This window comes from Arenimonas oryziterrae DSM 21050 = YC6267, assembly GCF_000420545.1.
GTDB classification, from domain to species: domain Bacteria; phylum Pseudomonadota; class Gammaproteobacteria; order Xanthomonadales; family Xanthomonadaceae; genus Arenimonas; species Arenimonas oryziterrae.
The window spans coordinates 15,752-35,378 of record NZ_ATVD01000006.1 but is presented as its reverse complement, the minus strand read 5'-3'; the positions used below and the strand labels follow the sequence as shown (position 1 = coordinate 35,378).

The window sequence follows — 19,627 nt, the reverse complement described above, 5'->3', positions numbered from 1 at the left end:
CGTTCAATCGGCAGGGCAGGCCGTGTAGTCGAAACCGATGCGCTGTTCGCCGTCCCGGCCGGGCCCGGCGATTTCCGCGTGCAGTCCGGTGTCGTCGCGCCAGTAGCTGACGCGCTGCGGGAAGTCGTGCGCGAGATTGCGGAAGTCCACACGCTGGCCGTGGCTGTCCGCCTGCGCGAATTCGGTCGGTGGCGCACCGCCGGGTTGCGCGATGAACACCCAGCCGGTGCCGCGCGGTTCGATACGCGTGTACTCGAAATCGGTCAGTTTGTCGCCGCGCGTGCTCGCGCCGAGGCCGAGCAGCACACCGCCGCGCAAGAGCCAGTGCTCTTCGATGCGCGTCTGGCCCGCCGGGCTGCACCAGTCGCCGACGAGCCAGCTCAGGTCCGGGCGCGCCGGGTCGGTGTCCGCCGCGCGACACGGCGCCACGAGCAGCAGCATCGCCAGACAGGCCGGCCTGATCAGAGTTTCGGTCGTGGGCATGGGCGTGCTCCGGACGAGGAACGGCGATTGTCCCTCGATTCGCGACCGTGCGCGCGACCCTCTGGCCGCGCGCGAACGCTGGGCGTAGGCTGGACGTCCCGCAGGGAGGACCGCGCGATGACCCGCACCTATACGCCGCCCGTCGGTACCCCGGGCTGGTTCGAACTCGCCACCACCGATCAGGACGGCGCCCGCCGTTTCTATGCCGGACTGTTCGGCTGGACACCTGAAGAAACGCCTTTGCCCGACGGCAGCTCCTATACCGTGTTCAAGCACGGCGGCCGCGATGTCGCCGCCTGCTACACGATGATGGCCGATCAGCGTGCGCAGGGCGTGCCGGTGCACTGGGGTGTGTATTTCCGTGTCGAGGATTGCGATGCCGCCGTCGCCAGCGTGCTCGCGGCCGGCGGCAAACTGCTCGCCGAACCTTTTGAAGTCATGGGTCTGCTGCGCATGGCCGTGGTCAGCGATCCCGAGGGCGCGGTGTTCTGTCTGTCGCAGCCGCGCACGCATCCGGGGGTCGGCGTGTTCCGCGATCCGGACGCGATGCTCTGGGTCGAACTGTCGACGCGCGACATCCGGCGTGCGGAATCCTTCTACGGCACGATCTTCCCCTGGACCTTCAGCGACCATGATGGCGCGCCCGAGGTGTACCGGGTCTTTTCCGTGGCCGGCGAGGGCTATGGCGGCCTGTTGCAGATGGACGAGCAGTGGGCAGGCATTCCGACGCATTGGTCGGTGTATGTGCATGCCACCGACATCGACGCCAAGGTCGCACAGGCGCTGGCGCTCGGCGGCAGCATCGTCGTGCCGGTGTTCCGCGCCCCGGGCGTGGGCCGCATCGCCCTGCTGGCCGATCCATCCGGCGGCAAGTTCTATCTCATCGAACCGACCGAGATGGGCTGATGGCCGACCTGGGTTCTGCGATGACCTCGCCACGCATTCCCGACACGGTGCGTCGCTTTCGCGACGAATACCGCGAGCGCGATATTCCGCGCGGCTATCGCGGCAGCACGCATCTGCTGTTCACGTTCGGTGTCGGCGGCGCGGTGCTGCTGTTGTGCCTGGCGCAGCTGCACGCGGTGCAGGCATTGGAATGGCTGACCGTGCCGCTGGCCCTGGTCTACGCCAATCTCGCCGAATACCTCGGTCACCGGTTCCCGATGCATCGGCCGTTTCGCGGGTTGGGCCTGGTGTACAAGCGCCATTCGGGGCAGCACCATCGATTTTTCACCGACGAGGCGATGCTCATCGACAATCGTCGCGATCTGCGCGCGGTGTTGTTCCCGCCCTTGCTGGTGATCTTCTTTTTCGGCCTGTTCGGCGTGCCGGTGTGGTTCGTGCTGGCCTGGCTGCTGTCGGCGAACGTGGCCTGGCTGTTCATCGCCTCGGGCCTGGCGTATTTCCTCAACTACGAAGTACTTCACCTGGCTTATCACCTGCCCGAAGACCATTGGCTGGCACGGCAGGGTTTGGTGCGCCGTCTGCGCTGGCTGCATCGCCTGCACCACGACCATGCGCTGATGGCGCATGCGAATTTCAACATCACCTATCCGGTCTGCGACTGGCTGTTCGGCACCCTGCGCCGGAGCACGCACAGCGATCACCGGCACGCACCGCTGTTGCGCGACGCCGACTAGACCGACGCGGCCCGCGCGCCCGATCGCGGATCAGTGCGGGCGCAGACGGTAACGTTCGCGATAGTCGCCCGGCGTCATCGCGGTCGCGCGTTTGAACAATTTGCGGAAGCTCGCGCTGTCGTTGTAGCCGCAGCGTTCGACGATCTCGTCGAAACTCAGATGCGTGGTCTCCAGCAAGGCCTTGGCACGCTCTACGCGCAAATGCTGGATATGCTCGAGCGGGCTAACGCCGTGGTGCGCGCGGAAATGCCGCAGCAGGCTGCGCTCGCTGGTGCCGCAGTGTTCGGCGAGGCGGCCGACGCTGATTTCACGATGCAGTTCGTGCATCAGGAAGTGTTCGGCTTTCTCCGACAGGGAATTGCGCGGCCGTTCCATCAGGGCCTGGGCCACATACGGCGCCTGGCTCTGCCGTTCCGGGTCGATCAGCAGCATGCGCGCGGTCTGTTGTGCGAGTTCCTCACCGCCGGCCTTGCCGATCAGTCTCAGCATGAAGGCCTGCAAGGCGCTCGAACCACCCGCGGTCATGACGCCGCCGTCCTCGACGACCATGGCATCGGCTTCGAGGGTCACGGCCGGATAGCGGTGGCGGAAGGCCGGCGCGAGCCACCAGCTGCAGGTCGCACGATGTCCGTCGAGCAGGCCCGATTCGGCCAGCAGCAGGCTGCCGCTGCAGGTGCCGGCGATCGCGACGCCGCGCAGATGCATCGCGCGGATCAGCTCCATCTCCGGCTGCATGCGCTGGATGCGATCGACGAGGTCGTGCACGCTCGAGTGCATGACGCCGGGAATCAGCAGCACGTCGATGTCCTCGGGCGGCGCAGCCAGGCCGGAAATGTTGAGACCGGTCGAGGTCGAAATCTGCGATTGCCCGCGTGCGCCGAACACGATGCTCTCCAGGCGCAGGCCGCCGACCGGGTGACGGATCTGCGCGAGGGCGGCAGCCACACTCAGGGCATCGCTGGACGAGGCGATCGAGGACATCATGCAGCCCTCGATCGCGAGGATGCCGAGACGGAAACGTTGTTCAATCATGGGTGGCTCATCGCTCAGTCGTGGATGTAGACGGCGCCGCTGCTCGCGGTGAGCAGGTCGATCACCGACTGAGGCAGGCTGATGCCGTCGGAGGCGGCGTCATCGCAGGCGCGCAGCGCGACATGCTCAGACGCACCGGCAGGCAGCACGGTCGTCGACGGTGCGAGCAGTTCCGGGCGGCCATCGGCGCCGGTGACCAGCAGCCACAGGCCATTCGGGACGGGGGCGCCGACCGGGCAGCTTTCGGCATTGATCTCGACATCGCGGCCGTCGGCGGGCAGCAGCTGCCAGCGGTGGTTGCTCTGGTTGAGTTCGGCGGTGTACTGGCCGCCGGCGACGAGGTCGGCATCGGCGGGGGATTCGGACTGGGCGCCGGCGCTGGCTGACATCGCGAGGGCGGCGAAGGCGATCATGTTCAGGGGGATACGCATGGCACTGACTCCGTGGGCTGGGTCGGTCGACCCGGGGTAGGCACAGCTTCCGCCGTTGCGAATCCGCCATAGAGCGGCGGATTAGACATCATACGGGCGAAAACGGTCACCCGCGCGCTTCGCCTCGCGGCCGGACATAGGCCATTCTTTGGCTTGAAGACGCCCGTCCCGGGAGGTCCTGGAGCTGTCTGGATGTGCCTGATCGCGCTCGCCTGGCGTTGCCACCCGCGTTTCGACGCCGTGCTGGTCACCAACCGCGACGAATTTCACGGCCGGGCGACCGCGCCCGCGCAGCGCCATGCGGGCGTGCCGCCGATCTTCGGCGGACAGGATCTGGAGAAAGGCGGCAGCTGGCTGCTGGCTTCGACCGAGGGTCGCTTCGCCGCCGTCACCAATGTGCGTGTCGGCGGTGCGCCGGAAGACGCGCCGCGGTCGCGCGGCGCCCTGGTCGATGATTTCGTGCGTTCGTCGCTGCCGGTGTCGGACTATCTCGATGCGCTGGCGCCGATCGCCAGCGAGTTCGGCCGCTTCAACGTGCTGCTCTGCGCCGAGGGCGAGCTGCACTACGCCGGCAACCATCCGGCGTTTCGTCGCCAGGCGCTCGCGCCGGGCCTGCATGTCGTTTCCAATGGCGATCTCGATGCGCCTTGGCCGAAGACGCAGCGCCTGCGTGCGGCGCTCGCGCCTTGGCTCGCAGATGCCGATTCGCTCGCGGCCGAACCGCAGTTCACGGCGCTGTGGACGGCCTTGGCCGATCGCGATCGAGCCGCCGATGCCGAGTTGCCCGACACGGGCGTGGGCCTGGCGCTGGAGCGCCTGCTGTCGTCGCCTTTCATTGTCGGCGAGGCCTACGGCACGCGCGCGAGCAGTCTGCTGCTGGTGTCGCGCGGTCAGGCGCGGCTGCTGGAACGGCGCTTCGGTGCACACGGCGCCGCGCTGGGCGACAGCGATCTGCGTTTCGCCTGGCCCGATCGTTAGTCGGAGACGGTGCCGGCACCGGCATAATCACGCCATGGAAAAAAGCCGCAATCTCTGGGCGATCGGCGCGATGCTGCTCGCGGTCGCCTTGTTCGCCCTCATGGACACGGGGCTGAAGCTGCTGTCGCCGCACTACCCGGCGGTGCAGGTCGCGGCCCTGCGTGCGCTGTCGTCGCTGCCGCTGGTCTGCGCCTACGTCGCCTGGCGTGGCGCCTTCGGCACGCTGCTGAAAATCCGCTGGCCCTTGCATCTGCTGCGCGGCGTGCTCGGCATCGGCATGCTCGCCTGCTTCGCCTACGGGCTGCGGCATCTGCCGCTGGCCGAGGCGTATTCGATCTTTTTCGTCGCGCCGATGCTGATCACCGCCTTGTCGGTGCCCCTGCTCAAGGAGCGCGTCGATGGCGCACGCTGGCTGGCGATTTTCGTCGGTCTGGGCGGTGTGCTCGTCGTCCTGCGGCCCACGGGCGCGGGCCTGCTTACGCTCGGAGGCTTGGCGGTGATCGCCGCTGCCGCGTGTTACGCGCTGTCGTCGGTCATGGTCGGCATCATCAGTCGCACCGATTCGATCGAGAGCATGGTGTTCTGGCTGATGGTCATGGTCGCGCTCGGCGCCGGTGCGGTGGCGGCGCCGAACTGGGTGACGGTGCGGTTCGAACATGCGTGGATCCTGATCGGCATCGCGATCACCGGGTTCATCGGTCAGATCGCGATCACCGAAGCCTTCAAGCGCGGCGAAGCGTCCGCGATCGCGCCGTTCGAATACAGCGCGCTGGCCTGGGGCATGGGCCTGGACTGGCTGCTATGGCAGACCTTGCCCGACGGCTACACGCTGCTGGGTGCCGCGATCATCATCGCCAGCGGCATCTATCTGTTGCGTCGCGAGCGCGTGCACGTCGAGTGCGAACACCCCTGACGCCAGTCCCGGCCTATTTGCCCGGAAAATCTCCGCGTAGGGTGTAGACCACGCGATCGCGTTCGTTGTTGCCCTTGGGATGCGGCAAATGGCCGAGCAGGACCGGCTCGCGGCCGCCGGCGCGCGCGGCGTTGAGGAAGTGCTGTTCGACTTCGGTCTTCATGATGAAGATGCGGCCGGTTTCCTGTTCGGTCATTTCATCGGCGACAGTCGCGTCGTAGTCCGAGTCGGAAATCGGATGCGGCATCGGCTTGAACGACAGACGTTCGACTTCGGTGCGGAAATACAGGTTCAGGCCGTTGCGCGTCATGTCCTCGACGAACAGGATTTCCGACGGCGGTCCCGGCAACAGCGGACGCAGGCGTTCGGTGAACTGGCGCGCGTCCTTGTCATTGACCCAGGCATACGCGAAGCCGGCCTTGAGGGCGACCAGCAACGCCAGCCACACGCCCAACCCGATCCGGCCCCAGCGCGGAATGGTCATCTCGCGCAGCGCGCCGGCCATCAGCAGGCACAGCGGCGCGAACAGCGGCAGCACGTACAGCGGCAGGCGCGAGCGCGCGAGGCAGAAGATCACCAGCGGAATCACGAACCAGAACCACAGGAACCGCGTGCTCTCGGGCAGTTGTTTCCAGCCGGCGAAGGTTCCGCCCCAGCGCCGGTGGATCACTGCCGCCAGCCAGGGCAGCACGCCCAGCGTCAGCGTCGGCAGATAGGCGATCAGCGGGCCATACCATTGCGGGAAACGGCGCAGCTTGTCGGTCGCGATACGCGCGTAGACCTCGTGACCGAGGAAATAGTCGAGCAGGCCCGGATGCCGGCGAATCACCACCCCATACCAGCCCAGGCCCACGAGCGCGAAACCCAGCAAGCCCAGCGGCCGCAACAGTGGCACGTCGGCGCGGCGATGGCTGAGATGGAAGGCCGTGATGGCGAGCAGGGGCAACAGTCCCGGCGGACCCTTGGTCAGGAAGGCGAGGCCGAAGCCGACCCACATCGCGTCGATCCACCAGCGCGAGCCGCCGCCGAAACGTGCCTGCACGTAACAGAGCACCGCCAGCGTCTCCATCGCCGCCAGCACCGAATCGGTGTTGACTGTGTTTGCGGCGAGCATGGGAATCGGGCAGGTCGCGTAGATCAGCGCGGGCAGCCAGGGTTTCTCGGGCACGAAGCGCTTGCCCAGGCCGTAGATCAGTCCGACGCTGAGCACGAAGGCGAGCGCGATCGGCAAACGCACCGCCCATTCGTTGTGGCCGAAGGTCGCGACGCTGGCCGCGATCGTCCAGTAGGTCAGCGGCGGCTTGGTGAAATGCAGCGCTTCGCTGTTGCGACGTAGGGAAATGAAATCGCCGGTGTGCAGCATCTGCAGGGCGACATTGGTATAGCGGCCCTCGTCGGGTTCGAGCAGACCGCGACTGCCCTGGAACGCCAGGCCCAGCAGCAGGGCCAGGGCGAGGAGGGCGGCGAGCGGGTGACGGCGGATCAGAACGATCGGTGACAAAGCGCGGGCTCGCTAGCAGGCGGGTGGCGGCGCCTAGGATACGTGCTGACGGTGAAGGCGGCCAAACACGTCGCGACGATCCGGCCCCGAAACGAAAGCGGGGAGCGCATCGCTGCGCTCCCCGCGGGCCATCCACTGTCCAGGTTGAGGGCTTAGAACTTGAAGCCCGCGCTGATGCCGTACACCAGCGGGTCGACATTGGCGGTGCCGACGGCGGCGCCGTTGACGGTCACGTCGGAGTCGAAGTCGAGCTTGCGCACGCTGCCGCGGATGAACACGTTGTCGGTCACTGCGACATCGGCGCCGAGCACATAGGTCAGGCCGTTGGCATTGCTCGCGCGCACCTGGGTGCCGGCAAGCGCGCCAACGCCTTCTTCACCCGAGACATTGACCCAGCCGTAGCCGATACCGACATAGGGGCTGAATTTCTCCGCGGGCATGAAGTGGTAGTTGACCGTCAGCGTGGTCGGGCGGTGCTCGACATTGGCCACGGTGCCAAGGCCGGCAATGCCGACCTCGTGCTTGAACTTGGTCAGACCCGTCCAGACGTCGGCCGACCAGTTGTCGTCGAAGTTGTAGCCGAGCGACCCGGTAAAGCCCCAGTCATCGCTGACATTGGCTTCGGCGCCGGCGAGCTGGCCGTTGTTGGATTTCGGATTTACGTTTTCATAACCCACGGTGGCCTTGAAGCCTTCGGCATGGGCATTGGTGGCCGCCAGGGCGGCGAGCAGGGCAAGAGAGATCAAAGGTGTACGGGGCATGGGGGTGTCTCCGCAGTGACAAAAGGAATGCCGGACATCCGGCGAAACGAAGGGTCGCAGCACGCGAATGAATCGGTTGTGAGCTGGGCGTGCGCAGTTCGTGAACTTTGCCCGCCCGTTCACGAACCATGACCATAGTCATACCGCCGAAAGACACGCGTGCATGCCGCGCGATTGTGTGAAAGTCGCGTCAACCTTCGACGCGGAGTGCGAGCATGAAACGGTCTGCCCTGGTTTTGTCCCTGCTGCTGGCCACTGGCGCCGTGCAGGCGCATGACGACGACAACGGCCACCATGTCAGCTGCAACGTCGATTCCAAGTACGCGCTTGACACCTATCGCAATGCCTTCGTGCTGACCCAGGAAGACGGCAAGCCCGCGCGCATCAGCTTCGGTGGCGGCAAGCTGTTTATCGATGGCCGCGAAGCCCCGCTCACCCCTGCCGACCAGCAGCGCATGCGCGAGTTCGAAGGCGAACTGCGGCAGCTGCTGCCGGAAATGCAGAAGATCACCATCGAAGCCATCGATATCGCGTTCACCGCTTTGACCGAAGTCGCGCGCGGCCTGTCGAGCAATCCCGACAAGTCGGTCGCCAAACTCAAGCGGTCGCAGGCGCTGGCGCTGCGCGAACTCAATTCGCAGCCGTCCTGGATGTTCGGCCGCGACGCCGACGACGATGCGGTCGCGGCGATCATCGATCCGATCGTGTCCGATTTTGTGCCCGAGATTACCGGCAGCGCCGTGACCATGGCGATGAAGGCGGTGTTCGCGGGCGAGGAAGAGCGTCAGGCCATGGAAGCGCGCATGCAGAAGATGGGCGATGCCCTGGACAGCAAGATCGATGCGCGCGCGAAAGCGCTGGAGCCGCAGGCCGAAGCCATGTGCGGCCGCCTGCGCCGCATGGACGCGATCGACAACGCCCTGGACTACCGCTTGCCGAGCGGCAAACCCATCGAGCTGCTGCACGTTGATGTGAAAGAAACGACGAACGCACCTTGAGTAACGGCGGCAACGCCGATTTTCCCCAGCCCTCCTCTCCCCGGGAGGGCTTTTTTTTGCGCGTGGATCAAAGAGAGATGCGCTTGCGATTGTCCGACGACGCGCGGTCGATGAGCTTGTTGTAGGGGTCGAAACCGGCTTCGTAGGGCTGGCCAGCAACAACGAGCTTGAGGACCTGGGCGCCTTCCGTGATGTGGTGGCGTTGCAGATAGAGCACGCGTTCGTCGCGCTCCTTGCCCGAGGGGCCGCGGGCGAAGACGCCGACGTCGACCCAGTCGTCGAGCTTGCCCGCCGTCTCTTTGCCCTTGCCGTCGGCATAGCGCTTGGCTGCGTGCAGGCGCAGGGTGACTTCGTAGCGCCCATCGGGGAGTTTCTTCGCAGTCGCTTCCTCGACGCGGTTGTCGTAGAAGCTGATCTTCTCGAACAAGTCGGTGATCAGCTGCTGCTGGTCCGGTCGCGCCTCGGCGCGCAGGTAGCCCAGCAGCTCGCGCGAGGTCGTGAATGGCGCGTGCTGGAAGGCCTTGTCGGCGAGGAATTTCTTCAGCGCGCGATTCACGGCTTCTTCGCCGAGTTCCTCGCGCAGGCGATAGAACACCAGCGAGCCTTTCTGGTAGTGGATGTACTGCTGGTTCTCGACGCGGAACAGCGGCTGCTCCTCGATGAGCTCGCCACCGCGGCCGGACAGGTACCGGTCCAGCTCGTACTTGAGGAAGCGGCGCATCTGGCTGCGACCGTATTCCTTCTCCATGACCATCAGGGCCGAGTACTGCGCCAGGGATTCCGACATCACCGTCGCGCCCTGCACGTTCGCGCCGATCACCTGGTGCGCCCACCACTGGTGCGCGACCTCGTGTGCAGTGACGTAGAACACGTAGTCGACGGAGTCATTGTCGCGAAGGTCGGCGATGAAGCCGATTGATTCGGAGAACGGGATCGTGTTGGCGAAGCTCTGCGCGAAGCTGTTGTAGCCCGGAAACTCGATGATGCGCACCTGCTTGTGCTGGTAGGGCGTGAAATTGGCCTGGTAGTACGCCAGGGACTTTTTCACGCCGGCGATCATGCGATCGACGTTGTAGGCATGCTTGGGATCGTAGTAGATCTCGATCGGAATGCCCTCGTAGCTGTCCTTTTTGACCGCCCAGCGCGCCGACAGGTAGGCGTAGAACGCCAGCATCGGCCGGTCCATCGCGTAGTCGAAGCAGTGCCGGCCTGCGCGCGTGTATTCCTTCTTCAGATAGCCGGGTGCCAACGCGATCTGGTCGGGGGCCGTGCAGATCGTGGTCCTGAAATCGATCCAGTCGGCATCGTCGCCGATATAGGTGTTGGCGCGCGCGGCCTCGTCCTCGAGCTTGGGCATGCGCGGCAGTTCGCCCAGCTTGCGCTTGCGCCGTTCGTTGCGGTCCTGGATCTGTGCGCCTTCGCTGTAGCCGAACGCGGGCAGCACGCCGGAGTTGAAGAAGCTGCCGTTCTCGACGATCTGCGTGGGCGCGGTGTCGTTGCCGAAACCCTCGCGGCCGAAGCCCAGATCGAAATGCAGATCGCGCTTTTCCCCCGGCTGCATCGGCCGGTCGAGCCGGTAGATGCGATAGCCCAGCTCCTTGTCGTCCGAGATCAGCTTGGCGCCGCCGAAATCGAGCGCGTGCACGCGGATTTCCGGCAGCAGGGCGATGTGGAAGTCCGTGATCGGGGTCGGATGCGGATTGCTGAGCGTATAAGTGCCGCGGATGCGCAGGCTCTGCTGCTCCGGGCGCAGGTCGACGTCGGTGGCGACGGCGACGATGCGCGGCTGCGGCAGGTCCTTGTACTTGCGGTAGTCGGTTTCGTAGCGCTGCTGCGCATCCAGCGCGACATCACCCGGGGTGTAGGTATTGAGGACGTTGGTGTTCCAGAAGATGTAGCCGCCCACGGTCGCGAATGCCGCGAAGCACAGCGCCAGCGCGAGGCCGCTGCCGCCGCGCAGGCGTTCGCGCGCGAGCGTCCAGCGCGCGCGTCGTTCCGGCGCCACGCCACGCACCCAGAACGCCGATGCCAGCAACAGCAGCACCAGCAAGCCCAAGCCCCAGTAGCCCTGGAACCACAGGCGCGCGCGCAGGAAATGGCCATAGCCGTTCATGTCCGAATACGGCGCGCCCGGTGCCGATCCGTAGTTATAGAGGTTGTGGTCGAAGTCCCAGATGCTGAGCACGCTTTGCAGCACCAGGTAGCCGATCAGCACCGCGTAACCGATGAACTTGTTGTTGGTGAACACCTGCAATACCAGCGCCAGGCCGCCCATGAGCACGAACGGAATCGCGTCGATCAGCAGGGTCTTGGCATACAGCGCCGGTTCGAGGTTCGTATAGCCCTTGCCGAGCTGGATGAGCATCGACACCACGCCGCCCATTGCCTGGAACACCACGACGACGGCAAGCAGGGCGGTGAACTTCGCCGCTAGCGGCAGCCAGTTCGGTACGGGCATGGCGTCGGTGACTTCGCCGAGTTTCGCGCCGCGTTCCTTGAACACGAGTTCGCCGGCGTAGAACATCACGATGATGATCAGCATGAAGCTGTAAGCGCCGGTCAGGGTCTGCAGCATCAGCGAGGTGACCGGGTAAACCTGGGTGCCGTACAGCGATTGCATGACCGAGGTGCTGGCCAGGAAGTTGGCCAGACCGATGACCAGCATCACCAGGAACGGGATGCCGCGCAGCACGCCCTTCGTATCGAAGGCGACCTGGCGCAGGAACTGCACCGCGAGCGAGCGGCCGGTGAACGTCGGCACGGAGCGCGGCAGGGAAACGTGGCGGTAGGCCGGGGTGATCTCCGGTTCGGCCGCCGGCAGTTTTGCCTTGCCGAATCGCCGCTTGCCGGTGCCGGTGCGCTCGGGTTTGAACAGACGATAGGCGAGGGTGGCCGCGGCGCTCGCGATCGCCAGCCATAGCACGCGGTTCGCGAGCAGGTAGCCCAGGATTTGCGGCAGCTGGGTGTTTCGTTCTTCGGCCGACCAGTAGCGGATCATGCGACCGAACGCGCGCATGCCCATCGGGTCGGCGAGCGTGGCGATCCAGACGTTGTCCAGATCCTGCATCAGGCGGCCGGTGATGCCGTTGAGCACGAAGTAGGCGATGACGCCGATGTAGACCGCGAGCAGGCTGCGCGTGGTGACCGCGAGCAAGGCCAGGAAGGCGCCGGTGATGAACAGGTTCGGCAGAACGAGCACCACGAAACTCCACGCATACGGCCACAGCGAATGCGGACCGAGGCGTTCCGGGTCGATCCAGGGCATGTGCGCGGCGAGCATCAGGCCGGCGGCGAAAAACACGTAGACGATCAGGCTCGCGGCCAGCGCGGCGGAGAAGCGGCCCGCGAGGAAGTCGCGCTTGCGCATCGGGCTGGAGAAAAACAGGTCGGCCGTGCCGATCTCGAAATCGCGCAGCAACGCATTGGCGATGAAGATGCCGATGACCAGCAGGCCGAGGATCGTCGAAATGCCCATGAACTGGGCGACGACCGTCGGCGCGTTGCGGTCGACATTGCCGATCGCGCTGCCCAGGGTTACGGCGTCGGTGCTCGCCACGGCGAACGCCATCAGGCCCCAGAGCAGGGCGAGCAGCCACAGGACGGGCGAACGCAGCTGCTCGCGCAGTTCGAAGCGGAAGAATTCAAGGATCATGGTCGCGCTCCGTCAGGCCGCACGCGCGTGCTGACGCAGGCGCTGGAAGTAGACGTCTTCCAGATCCGGCGCGATGCGCTCGAAACCTTCTTCCGGGGAGCTTTCGCTGAAAATATGGATGACCGGCTGGCCGCCGACCAGGCGTGTCGACAGCACGGTGTACCGCGCTTCGTAGTCGGGCAGGGCGGCTTTGCTGACCTGCTTGCGCCAGACCTGTTCCTTGAGTGCGTCGATCGCCGCGGTGGGCTCGCCGGTGAGCAGGACCTGGCCCTTGTTCATGATCGCCATGCGCGGGCACAGATCGGTGACGTCCTCGACGATGTGCGTGGACAGGATCACCGCCACGTTCTCGCCGATCTCGGCGAGCAGGTTGAGGAAGCGGTTGCGTTCTTCCGGATCCAGGCCCGCCGTCGGCTCATCGACGATGACCAGGCGTGGATTGCCGAGCAGGGCCTGGGCGATGCCGAAACGCTGGCGCATGCCGCCGGAGAACGTGCCGAGTTTGCGTTTGCGCGCGTCCCACAGGTTGACCTGCTGCAGCAGGCCGTCGACGACTTCCCGGCGGTGGCGGCGCTGGGTCAGGCCCTTGAGCACCGCGAAGTGTTCGAGCAGATCCTCGGCGCTGACTTTCGGATACACGCCAAAATCCTGCGGCAGGTAGCCCAGTTGGCGCCGCACCGCTTCCTTGTCCCGCAGCACGTCGATCTTGCTGCCGTCGGCGGCGTCGAACTCCACCGTGCCGGCATCGGCCTCCTGCAAGGTCGCCAGCGTGCGCATCAGCGAGGACTTGCCCGCGCCATTGGGTCCGAGCAGACCGAACATGCCGCGCGGGATGTCCAGGTTCACGTTATCCAGGGCGTGCACGCCATTGGAGTAGGTCTTGCTGAGGGCTCGGATGGTAAGCACGCGGACTCCGGGGTCGGGGCTGTGAACGGAAGGTCGGAGTCTAGGGCCAGATACGCCACAGGAGGAGTCCGGCCCGCATTCCATGCGGCGGCGAAGGGCGACGGGGCCGCGCGTCATTTGGCCGCGACCGCGTCTCGGGCCACAATAGCCGCCTCACGCAAGGCAGGAAGCGGGATTCCCATGGCAGAGCTCAAAGAAGCGCGCGTACCCGATATCGGCGGCAGCAAGGACGTGCCGGTCATCGAGTTGCTGGTGAAGGTCGGCGATGTGGTCAAGAAGGACCAAGGCCTGGTCACGCTCGAATCGGACAAGGCGACCATGGAAGTGCCGGCGCCGTTCGCCGGCGTCGTGCGCGAGCTCAAGCTCAAGATCGGCGATGAAGTCGGCGAAGGCGCGCTGGTCGCGATCATCGAGGCGTCCGAGGTGACGGCCTCTGCCGCTCCGGCGCCGGCGACACCTGTCGCGGCCGCCCCCGAACCGGCCAAGCCGGTCGCGGCGCCACCGGTGGTCGCTGCTGCGGCACCGGTCGCCGCCGCGCCGACGGCCACGCGCAGTCCGCCGGTCGCGTTCGATGCCGAAGCGCTGCTGCCCGACAAGGTGCCTTATGCGAGCCCGGCCGTGCGCGTGTTCGCGCGCGAACTCGGCGTCGACCTTGCGCGCGTCACCGGCAGCGAACGCGGTGGTCGCATCAGCAAGGAAGACGTGCAGGGCTTCGTCAAGAATGCCCTTGCTGGCGGCGCGGTCGCCGCGGGTGGTGGTGGCGGTGGTGGCTTGAACCTGCTGCCCTGGCCGCAGGTCGATTTCGCGAAGTTCGGCGCGATCGAAGCGCAGCCGCTGTCGCGCATCAAGAAGATTTCCGGCGCCAACCTCGCGCGCAACTGGGCGATGATTCCGCACGTCACGCAATTCGACGAGGCCGACATCACCGAGATGGAAGCGTTCCGCAAGAAGCTCGGCGAAGAACAGAAAGACGTGAAGGTCACGCCGCTGGTGTTCCTGATCAAGGCCGTGGTCGCGGCCCTGAAGAAGTATCCGCAGTTCAACGCCTCGCTCGACGGCGACAACCTCGTGCTCAAGAAGTATTTCCACATCGGCATCGCGGTGGACACGCCCGATGGCCTGGTGGTGCCGGTGCTGCGCGATTGCGAGACCAAAGGGTTGCTGGAGCTGTCGGCGGAACTGGCGGCGATCAGCGCCAAGGCGCGCGACAAAAAGCTCGGCCCGGCCGACATGCAGGGCGGTTGCTTCTCGATCTCCTCGCTCGGCGGCATCGGTGGAACGGCGTTCACGCCGATCATCAACGCGCCGGAAGTGGCGATCCTGGGCGTGTCGAAATCGCAGACGCGACCGGTCTGGAGCGGCAGCGAGTTCGCGCCGCGCCTGATGCTGCCGCTGTCGCTGAGTTACGACCATCGCGTCATCGACGGCGCGGCCGCGGCGCGGTTCACCGCCTATCTGGCACAGGTGCTGGGCGATCTGCGCCGGCTGCTGGTCTAAGGACGCACGATGACGACGATCGAGATCAAGGTGCCCGACATCGGCGGCATGAAAGCCGTGCCGGTGATCGAACTGCTGGTCAAACCGGGCGAGACGATCCGCAAGGATCAGGGTCTGGTCACGCTGGAATCGGACAAGGCGACGATGGAAGTGCCGTCGACCGCGGCCGGCGTGCTGAAAGAACTGAAAGTGAAAATCGGCGACGAAGTGTCGGAAGGACAGGTCATCGCGATCCTGGAATCGGCCGACGCCGCCGCATCTCCTCCCTCTCCCCCAGGGAGAGGGACCGAGGGTGAGGGCGCGTCCATTGCGAAATCTCCGGCCAGTGGGACGCCCTCACCCCCAGCCCCTCTCCCGAGGGGAGAGGGAAGTCGGAAGGCCGACATCGAATGTCAGCTCGTCGTGCTCGGCGCCGGTCCCGGTGGTTACACGGCGGCGTTCCGCGCGGCCGACCTGGGTCTGGATGTCGTGCTCATCGAGCGTTATGCGCAGCTCGGCGGTGTCTGCCTCAACGTGGGCTGCATTCCGTCGAAGGCCCTGCTGCATGCGGCCGAAGTCATCGAAGAAGCCAAACACGCGGCCGACTACGGCGTGAGTTTCGGCGCGGCGAAGATCGACCTCGACAAACTGCGCGCGCACAAGGACAAGGTCGTCGGCCAGCTTACCGGCGGACTCGCCGGCATGGCCAAGGCACGCAAGGTACGCACGGTCACCGGCAAGGGCCAGTTCGTGTCGGCCAATGAAATCGAAATCGAAACGGCCGAAGGAAAAAAGCTCCTGCGCTTCGGGCAATGCATCATCGCCGCCGGCTCGCAGCCGGTGAAATTGCCCGGCTTCCCCTGGGACGATGCGCGGGTGATGGATTCGACCGACGCCCTGTTGCTGGCCGACATTCCCAAGCAGCTGCTGGTCGTCGGCGGCGGCATCATCGGTCTGGAAATGGCCTGCGTGTACTCTGCGCTCGGCAGCACGGTGACCGTGGTCGAATTCATGCCGCAGCTCATGCCGGGTACCGACCCGGACCTGGTCAAACCGCTGGCTGACCTGTTGAAAAAGCGCGGCGTCGCCGTGCACCTGGCGACCAAGGTCGCCAAGGTCGAGGCGAAGAAAGATGCCCTGCACGCGAGCTTCGAAGGCGACAAGGCGCCGGCGAACACGAAATACGACCGCGTCCTGGTCTCGGTTGGCCGCTCGCCGAACGGCGGCAAGATCGGCGCGGAAAACGCCGGCGTGCAGGTCAGCGATCGCGGGTTCATCGCGGTCGACCGGCAGATGCGCACGAACGTGCCGCACATCTTCGCGATCGGCGATCTCATCGGTCAGCCGATGCTCGCGCACAAGGCCACGCACGAGGGCAAGCTCGCCGCGGAAGTCGCCGCCGGCGAAAAACGCGAGTGGGTCGCACGCGTAATTCCCTCCGTCGCCTATACCAATCCCGAAGTGGCCTGGGTCGGCGTCACCGAAACCGAAGCCAAGGCCAAAGGCCTGGCCGTGGGCGTCGCGAAGTTCCCGTGGGCGGCCTCCGGCCGCGCGATCGGCCTGGGTCGCACCGAAGGCTTCACCAAGCTGATCTTCGACGAGGCCAGCCACCGCATCATCGGCGGCGGCATCGTCGGCGTGCATGCCGGCGATCTGATCACCGAGGTCGCGCTCGCGATCGAGATGGGCTGCGAGGCGGGCGACATCGGCCACACGATCCATCCGCATCCCACGCTCAGCGAGTCGGTGGGCATGGCGGCGGAAGTTTTCGAAGGCAGCATCACGGACCTGTATATTCCCAAGAAGAAATAAACCGCGAAGGGGTCGCCCGCATGTTGAGCACCGTCGGATGGTTCGTGCTGGGTCTGGTGCTGCTGTTGTTCGGCGGCGATTCCCTCGCCAAGGGCGCCTCCGGTCTGGCGCAGCGACTGGGCTGGTCGCCGTTCAAGGCCGGCCTCCTGTTGCTGGCCTTCGTGACCTCGGTGCCCGAACTCGCGGTCAATGCCTATGCGGTCAGCCACGGGCAGACCGATCTGGCGCTGGGCAATGCGGTCGGCAGCAATATCGTCAACATCGGCCTGACCCTCGCGATCGCTGCGCTCGCCGCGCCGTTATTCATCCACATGCGTGTGCTTGCCGGACAGATCGTGTTCCTGCTGGTGGCCACGGTCGCCGTGCTGCTGTTCTCGCTCGACGGCGCGATCGCACGTTGGGAGGGCGGCGTGCTGCTGGCCGGGTTCGTCGGCCTGCTCGTGCACTATTTCGCGCGCGGCGCGGCCGAGGGCAGCGAGGTGCAGGCCGAACTCGCCGACTACGCGCAGACGCGCACGGGACTGACGCAGAACCTCATCCGGGTCGTCCTCGCGGGCGTCGTCCTGTTCTTCGGCGGGCGGTTCGTCGTCGAAAGCGCGCCGGCGCTCGGCCTGGCGCTCGGTTTCGGTTCCCTGCTCACCGGTTTGACCGTGGTCGCCATCGGCACGGCCTTGCCGGAAGTGGTGACGGCGGTTATGGCCGCGCGGCAGGGTCACGCGAATGTCGTCGCCGGTCAGGTGCTCGGCGCGAGCCTGTTCAATCTGCTGTTCGTCGTCGGCGGCATGGCGCTGTGGCAGCCGGTGGCGATTCCCGCGTCGTTCGTGGCGCTGGAATTGCCCGCCGCGATGGCCTTCGTGCTCGCCCTGTATCCGATCATGGGCGGCGATCTGCGTATCAGCCGACGCGAGGGCGGCATCCTGATCGTGCTGTTCGGTCTGTGGGTCGGCTTCGAACTGCTGCTGGCCTGGCGATGACATGCCCGACCTGACCGCGCCGGTGCAGCGCGCCCGGCAGGCCCTGCTGGAATTCCTGCGTCTGGAATCGGCCGGCGGCATCGTGCTGGTGCTTGCGGCGGTGCTGGCGCTGATCGCGGCGAACTCGCCGCTCGCCGCGTCCTATCACGCGCTGTTCGATCTGCCCGTGCAGTTGCGTGTGGGCGCGTTGGATCTGCACAAGCCCTTGCTGCTCTGGATCAACGACGGGCTGATGGCGATCTTTTTCCTGCTCGTGGGCCTGGAGCTCAAGCGCGAAATTCTCGAAGGGCAGTTCGCCGATCGCCGCCAGATCACCTTGCCGGTCGCCTGTGCGCTCGGCGGCATGCTCGTGCCGATGGCGGTGTATGCGCTGATCAACCACGGCGATGCCGGCGCGATGCGCGGCGTGGCGATTCCGGCCGCGACCGATATCGCGTTTGCGCTCGGCGTGCTGTCCCTGCTCGGGTCGCGCGTGCCGGTCGCGCTGAAACTGTTGCTGACCGCGATCGCCGTGGCCGACGATCTCGGCGCGATCCTGATCATCGCGATCTTCTACACCGAGCAACTTTCGCTCGCCGCCCTGGCGATCGTCGGCCTGGCCCTGTTCGCGCTGGTCGCGATCAATCGCCGGGGCGTGACGCGCCTGGCGCCGTATCTGCTGATCGGTGCGGTGCTGTGGGTCGCGCTGCTCAAATCCGGCGTGCATGCCACGCTCGCGGGCGTGGCCCTGGGCATGACGATTCCCTTGGCCTCGGCGCGCGACGCGGCGGTGCGTCCGCTGGAGACGCTGGAACATGCCCTGCATCCGTGGATCGCCTACGGCATCCTGCCGTTGTTCGCGTTCGCCAATGCCGGCGTGCCCCTGGCGGGCCTGAGTCTGGGCAGTCTCGCCGAACCGGTGCCGCTGGGTATCGCGCTGGGTCTGGTCGTCGGCAAGCAGGTCGGCATCTTCGGCACGGCCGTCGCGCTGATCGGTTTGGGTCTGGCCAAGCGCCCTGCCGAGGTGAGCTGGTCGATGCTGTACGGCATGTCGATCCTCTGCGGCATCGGTTTCACGATGAGTCTGTTCATCGGTTCGCTGGCCTTTGAGGCCGGGCAGGCCGATCTGCTCGTTCTCAATCGGGTCGGCATCCTGTCGGGATCGCTGCTGGCGGCAGTGCTGGGTTATGCGTGGCTGTGGAAATCCTTGCCGTCGGACCCGTCATGAGTCGCGTGCTCGTCTTCGGTCTCACCGGGCAGGTGGGGCAGGCCCTGCGTGTGGGATTGCTGGCGCGCGGCGTGCCGGTCGTTGCGGTCTCGCGCCGGACGCGCGCCGACGAACCGGGACTGGACTGGCAACAGGCGGACCTGCCGTCCACGCCGATTCTGTCCGCCGACCTCGACACGATCCTCAGCCTCGGTCCGCTGGATGCGTTCGCGGAATGGTTCCAGCGTGTGGCTCCCGCACACACCGGGCCCTTGCGTGTGGTCGCGCTCGGTTCCACGAGCCGGCACTTCAAGCACGACTCGCCCGATCCGGCCGAACGCGATGTCGCCGAACGCTTGGCGCTCGCAGAAGACAGACTGTTCAAGACGGCCGCGCTCACCGGCGCCGCCGTGACGGTCCTGCGTCCGACCCTGATCTATGGCCTGGGTCAGGACCGCAGTCTTTCCGTGCTGATCGCCTTTGGCCGGCGCTGGGGCGTCGTGCCCCTGCCGCGCTCGGGCCTGGGGCATCGGCAACCGGTGCACGCGGCCGATATCGCCGAGGCCGTGCTGCGCTGCCTGGACACGCCGGCCAGCGCCGGGTACGCCTATGACTTGCCGGGCGGCGAAGTGCTGCGGTTCGACGAGATGGTGCGTCGCGCTTTGGTCCGGCAAGTGCCCGGCTGCCGGATATGGCGGTTGCCCGCGCCGGTGTTCGCGGTCCTGATCCGTCTGGCGGCGGTGACGGGGCGTCTGCCGATGAGCGGCGCCGGCTTCCTGGCCCGACTCGGGCGCGACCAGATCGCCGACCGGCACCCCGTCGAACAGGCGCTGGGCCTGCATTTACGGTCGTTCGATCCCTGAATTCTGCGCTGGACGCGGGTC

The 19,627-nt window shown here is 66.1% G+C and carries 17 protein-coding genes; 10 read left to right on the top strand and 7 right to left on the bottom strand.

Annotated features, from left to right (window positions below; translation table 11 throughout):
- Positions 1-3: 3 nt before the first annotated feature.
- Positions 4-483 (bottom strand): DUF6265 family protein, encoded by a 480-nt coding sequence (locus tag G467_RS18195; RefSeq protein WP_022970215.1) that lies wholly within the window; start codon positions 481-483, stop codon positions 4-6.
- A gap of 117 nt (positions 484-600) precedes the next feature.
- Here G467_RS18195 and G467_RS0113185 point away from each other — a divergent pair, with 117 nt between their 5' ends.
- Both G467_RS0113185 and G467_RS0113180 read left to right on the top strand, forming a co-directional pair.
- The gene (locus G467_RS0113185; RefSeq protein WP_022970214.1) at positions 601-1,389 is read left to right on the top strand and encodes a VOC family protein; all 789 of its coding nucleotides are present in this window, start codon (positions 601-603) and stop codon (positions 1,387-1,389) included.
- Entirely contained in the window at positions 1,389-2,123 is a 735-nt protein-coding gene (locus G467_RS0113180; RefSeq protein ID WP_022970213.1) for a sterol desaturase family protein, read from the top strand. The genes G467_RS0113185 and G467_RS0113180 overlap by 1 nt, the downstream gene beginning before the upstream one ends.
- Before the next feature lie 30 nt (positions 2,124-2,153).
- Here G467_RS0113180 and G467_RS0113175 read toward each other — a convergent pair whose 3' ends face one another.
- Together G467_RS0113175 and G467_RS0113170 are read right to left on the bottom strand one after the other, a co-directional pair.
- A complete protein-coding gene (locus G467_RS0113175; RefSeq protein ID WP_022970212.1) occupies positions 2,154-3,155 on the bottom strand; it encodes a GlxA family transcriptional regulator in 1,002 nt (333 codons plus the stop codon).
- 14 nt (positions 3,156-3,169) lie between these two features.
- Entirely contained in the window at positions 3,170-3,586 is a 417-nt protein-coding gene (locus G467_RS0113170; RefSeq protein WP_022970211.1) for a hypothetical protein, read from the bottom strand.
- A 192-nt stretch (positions 3,587-3,778) separates the two neighbouring features.
- On the opposite strand from G467_RS0113170, the gene G467_RS0113165 reads away from it, so the two are divergent.
- Both G467_RS0113165 and G467_RS0113160 read left to right on the top strand, forming a co-directional pair.
- Positions 3,779-4,564, top strand: coding sequence for an NRDE family protein (locus G467_RS0113165; protein ID WP_022970210.1), 786 nt, complete (start codon positions 3,779-3,781; stop codon positions 4,562-4,564).
- Positions 4,565-4,598: 34 nt separating this feature from the next.
- Complete coding sequence (locus G467_RS0113160) at positions 4,599-5,477, top strand: DMT family transporter (protein ID WP_022970209.1); 879 nt, start codon at positions 4,599-4,601, stop codon at positions 5,475-5,477.
- Positions 5,478-5,490: 13 nt separating this feature from the next.
- On the opposite strand, the gene G467_RS16855 is transcribed toward G467_RS0113160, so the two are convergent.
- Together G467_RS16855 and G467_RS0113150 are read right to left on the bottom strand one after the other, a co-directional pair.
- A complete protein-coding gene (locus G467_RS16855; RefSeq protein ID WP_022970208.1) occupies positions 5,491-6,978 on the bottom strand; it encodes an ArnT family glycosyltransferase in 1,488 nt (495 codons plus the stop codon).
- Positions 6,979-7,130: 152 nt separating this feature from the next.
- Positions 7,131-7,739, bottom strand: a complete 609-nt coding sequence (locus G467_RS0113150) for an OmpW/AlkL family protein (protein ID WP_026802683.1) — start codon at positions 7,737-7,739, stop codon at positions 7,131-7,133.
- 215 nt (positions 7,740-7,954) lie between these two features.
- On the opposite strand from G467_RS0113150, the gene G467_RS0113145 reads away from it, so the two are divergent.
- Positions 7,955-8,737, top strand: a complete 783-nt coding sequence (locus G467_RS0113145) for a DUF2884 family protein (RefSeq protein WP_022970206.1) — start codon at positions 7,955-7,957, stop codon at positions 8,735-8,737.
- Between the two features lie 67 nt (positions 8,738-8,804).
- On the opposite strand, the gene G467_RS0113140 is transcribed toward G467_RS0113145, so the two are convergent.
- Both G467_RS0113140 and G467_RS0113135 read right to left on the bottom strand, forming a co-directional pair.
- On the bottom strand, positions 8,805-12,389 hold the full coding sequence (locus G467_RS0113140) for an ABC transporter permease/M1 family aminopeptidase (RefSeq protein ID WP_022970205.1): 3,585 nt from the start codon (positions 12,387-12,389) through the stop codon (positions 8,805-8,807).
- A 12-nt stretch (positions 12,390-12,401) separates the two neighbouring features.
- A complete protein-coding gene (locus tag G467_RS0113135) occupies positions 12,402-13,295 on the bottom strand; it encodes an ABC transporter ATP-binding protein (protein ID WP_022970204.1) in 894 nt (297 codons plus the stop codon).
- Between G467_RS0113135 and aceF the strand changes: the two genes are divergently transcribed.
- Genes aceF through G467_RS0113110 form a run of 5 tightly spaced genes read left to right on the top strand, consistent with a single transcriptional unit; the run spans position 13,248 to position 19,606 of the window.
- On the top strand, positions 13,248-14,792 hold the full coding sequence (aceF, locus tag G467_RS16850; protein WP_245559081.1) for a dihydrolipoyllysine-residue acetyltransferase: 1,545 nt from the start codon (positions 13,248-13,250) through the stop codon (positions 14,790-14,792). The two genes, G467_RS0113135 and aceF, sit on opposite strands and share 48 nt — an antisense overlap.
- 9 nt (positions 14,793-14,801) lie before the next feature.
- Complete coding sequence (gene lpdA, locus G467_RS0113125) at positions 14,802-16,583, top strand: dihydrolipoyl dehydrogenase (protein WP_022970202.1); 1,782 nt, start codon at positions 14,802-14,804, stop codon at positions 16,581-16,583.
- 20 nt (positions 16,584-16,603) lie between these two features.
- Complete coding sequence (locus G467_RS0113120; protein ID WP_022970201.1) at positions 16,604-17,557, top strand: sodium:calcium antiporter; 954 nt, start codon at positions 16,604-16,606, stop codon at positions 17,555-17,557.
- A gap of 1 nt (position 17,558) precedes the next feature.
- On the top strand, positions 17,559-18,764 hold the full coding sequence (gene nhaA / locus G467_RS0113115; protein WP_022970200.1) for a Na+/H+ antiporter NhaA: 1,206 nt from the start codon (positions 17,559-17,561) through the stop codon (positions 18,762-18,764).
- Positions 18,761-19,606, top strand: coding sequence for an SDR family oxidoreductase (locus G467_RS0113110; protein WP_022970199.1), 846 nt, complete (start codon positions 18,761-18,763; stop codon positions 19,604-19,606). The genes nhaA and G467_RS0113110 overlap by 4 nt, the downstream gene beginning before the upstream one ends.
- Positions 19,607-19,627: the final 21 nt, after the last annotated feature.

Coding starts and splice junctions, on each gene's coding strand:
- G467_RS18195 (WP_022970215.1), bottom strand. CDS start 483: ATGCCCACGACCGAAACTCTGATCAGGCCGGCCTGTCTGGCGATGCTG.
- G467_RS0113145 (WP_022970206.1), top strand. CDS start 7,955: ATGAAACGGTCTGCCCTGGTTTTGTCCCTGCTGCTGGCCACTGGCGCC.
- G467_RS0113160 (WP_022970209.1), top strand. CDS start 4,599: ATGGAAAAAAGCCGCAATCTCTGGGCGATCGGCGCGATGCTGCTCGCG.
- G467_RS0113180 (WP_022970213.1), top strand. CDS start 1,389: ATGGCCGACCTGGGTTCTGCGATGACCTCGCCACGCATTCCCGACACG.
- G467_RS0113185 (WP_022970214.1), top strand. CDS start 601: ATGACCCGCACCTATACGCCGCCCGTCGGTACCCCGGGCTGGTTCGAA.
- G467_RS0113120 (WP_022970201.1), top strand. CDS start 16,604: ATGTTGAGCACCGTCGGATGGTTCGTGCTGGGTCTGGTGCTGCTGTTG.
- lpdA (WP_022970202.1), top strand. CDS start 14,802: ATGACGACGATCGAGATCAAGGTGCCCGACATCGGCGGCATGAAAGCC.
- G467_RS0113110 (WP_022970199.1), top strand. CDS start 18,761: ATGAGTCGCGTGCTCGTCTTCGGTCTCACCGGGCAGGTGGGGCAGGCC.
- G467_RS0113165 (WP_022970210.1), top strand. CDS start 3,779: ATGTGCCTGATCGCGCTCGCCTGGCGTTGCCACCCGCGTTTCGACGCC.
- G467_RS0113140 (WP_022970205.1), bottom strand. CDS start 12,389: ATGATCCTTGAATTCTTCCGCTTCGAACTGCGCGAGCAGCTGCGTTCG.
- nhaA (WP_022970200.1), top strand. CDS start 17,559: ATGCCCGACCTGACCGCGCCGGTGCAGCGCGCCCGGCAGGCCCTGCTG.
- G467_RS0113150 (WP_026802683.1), bottom strand. CDS start 7,739: ATGCCCCGTACACCTTTGATCTCTCTTGCCCTGCTCGCCGCCCTGGCG.
- G467_RS0113170 (WP_022970211.1), bottom strand. CDS start 3,586: ATGCGTATCCCCCTGAACATGATCGCCTTCGCCGCCCTCGCGATGTCA.
- G467_RS0113175 (WP_022970212.1), bottom strand. CDS start 3,155: ATGATTGAACAACGTTTCCGTCTCGGCATCCTCGCGATCGAGGGCTGC.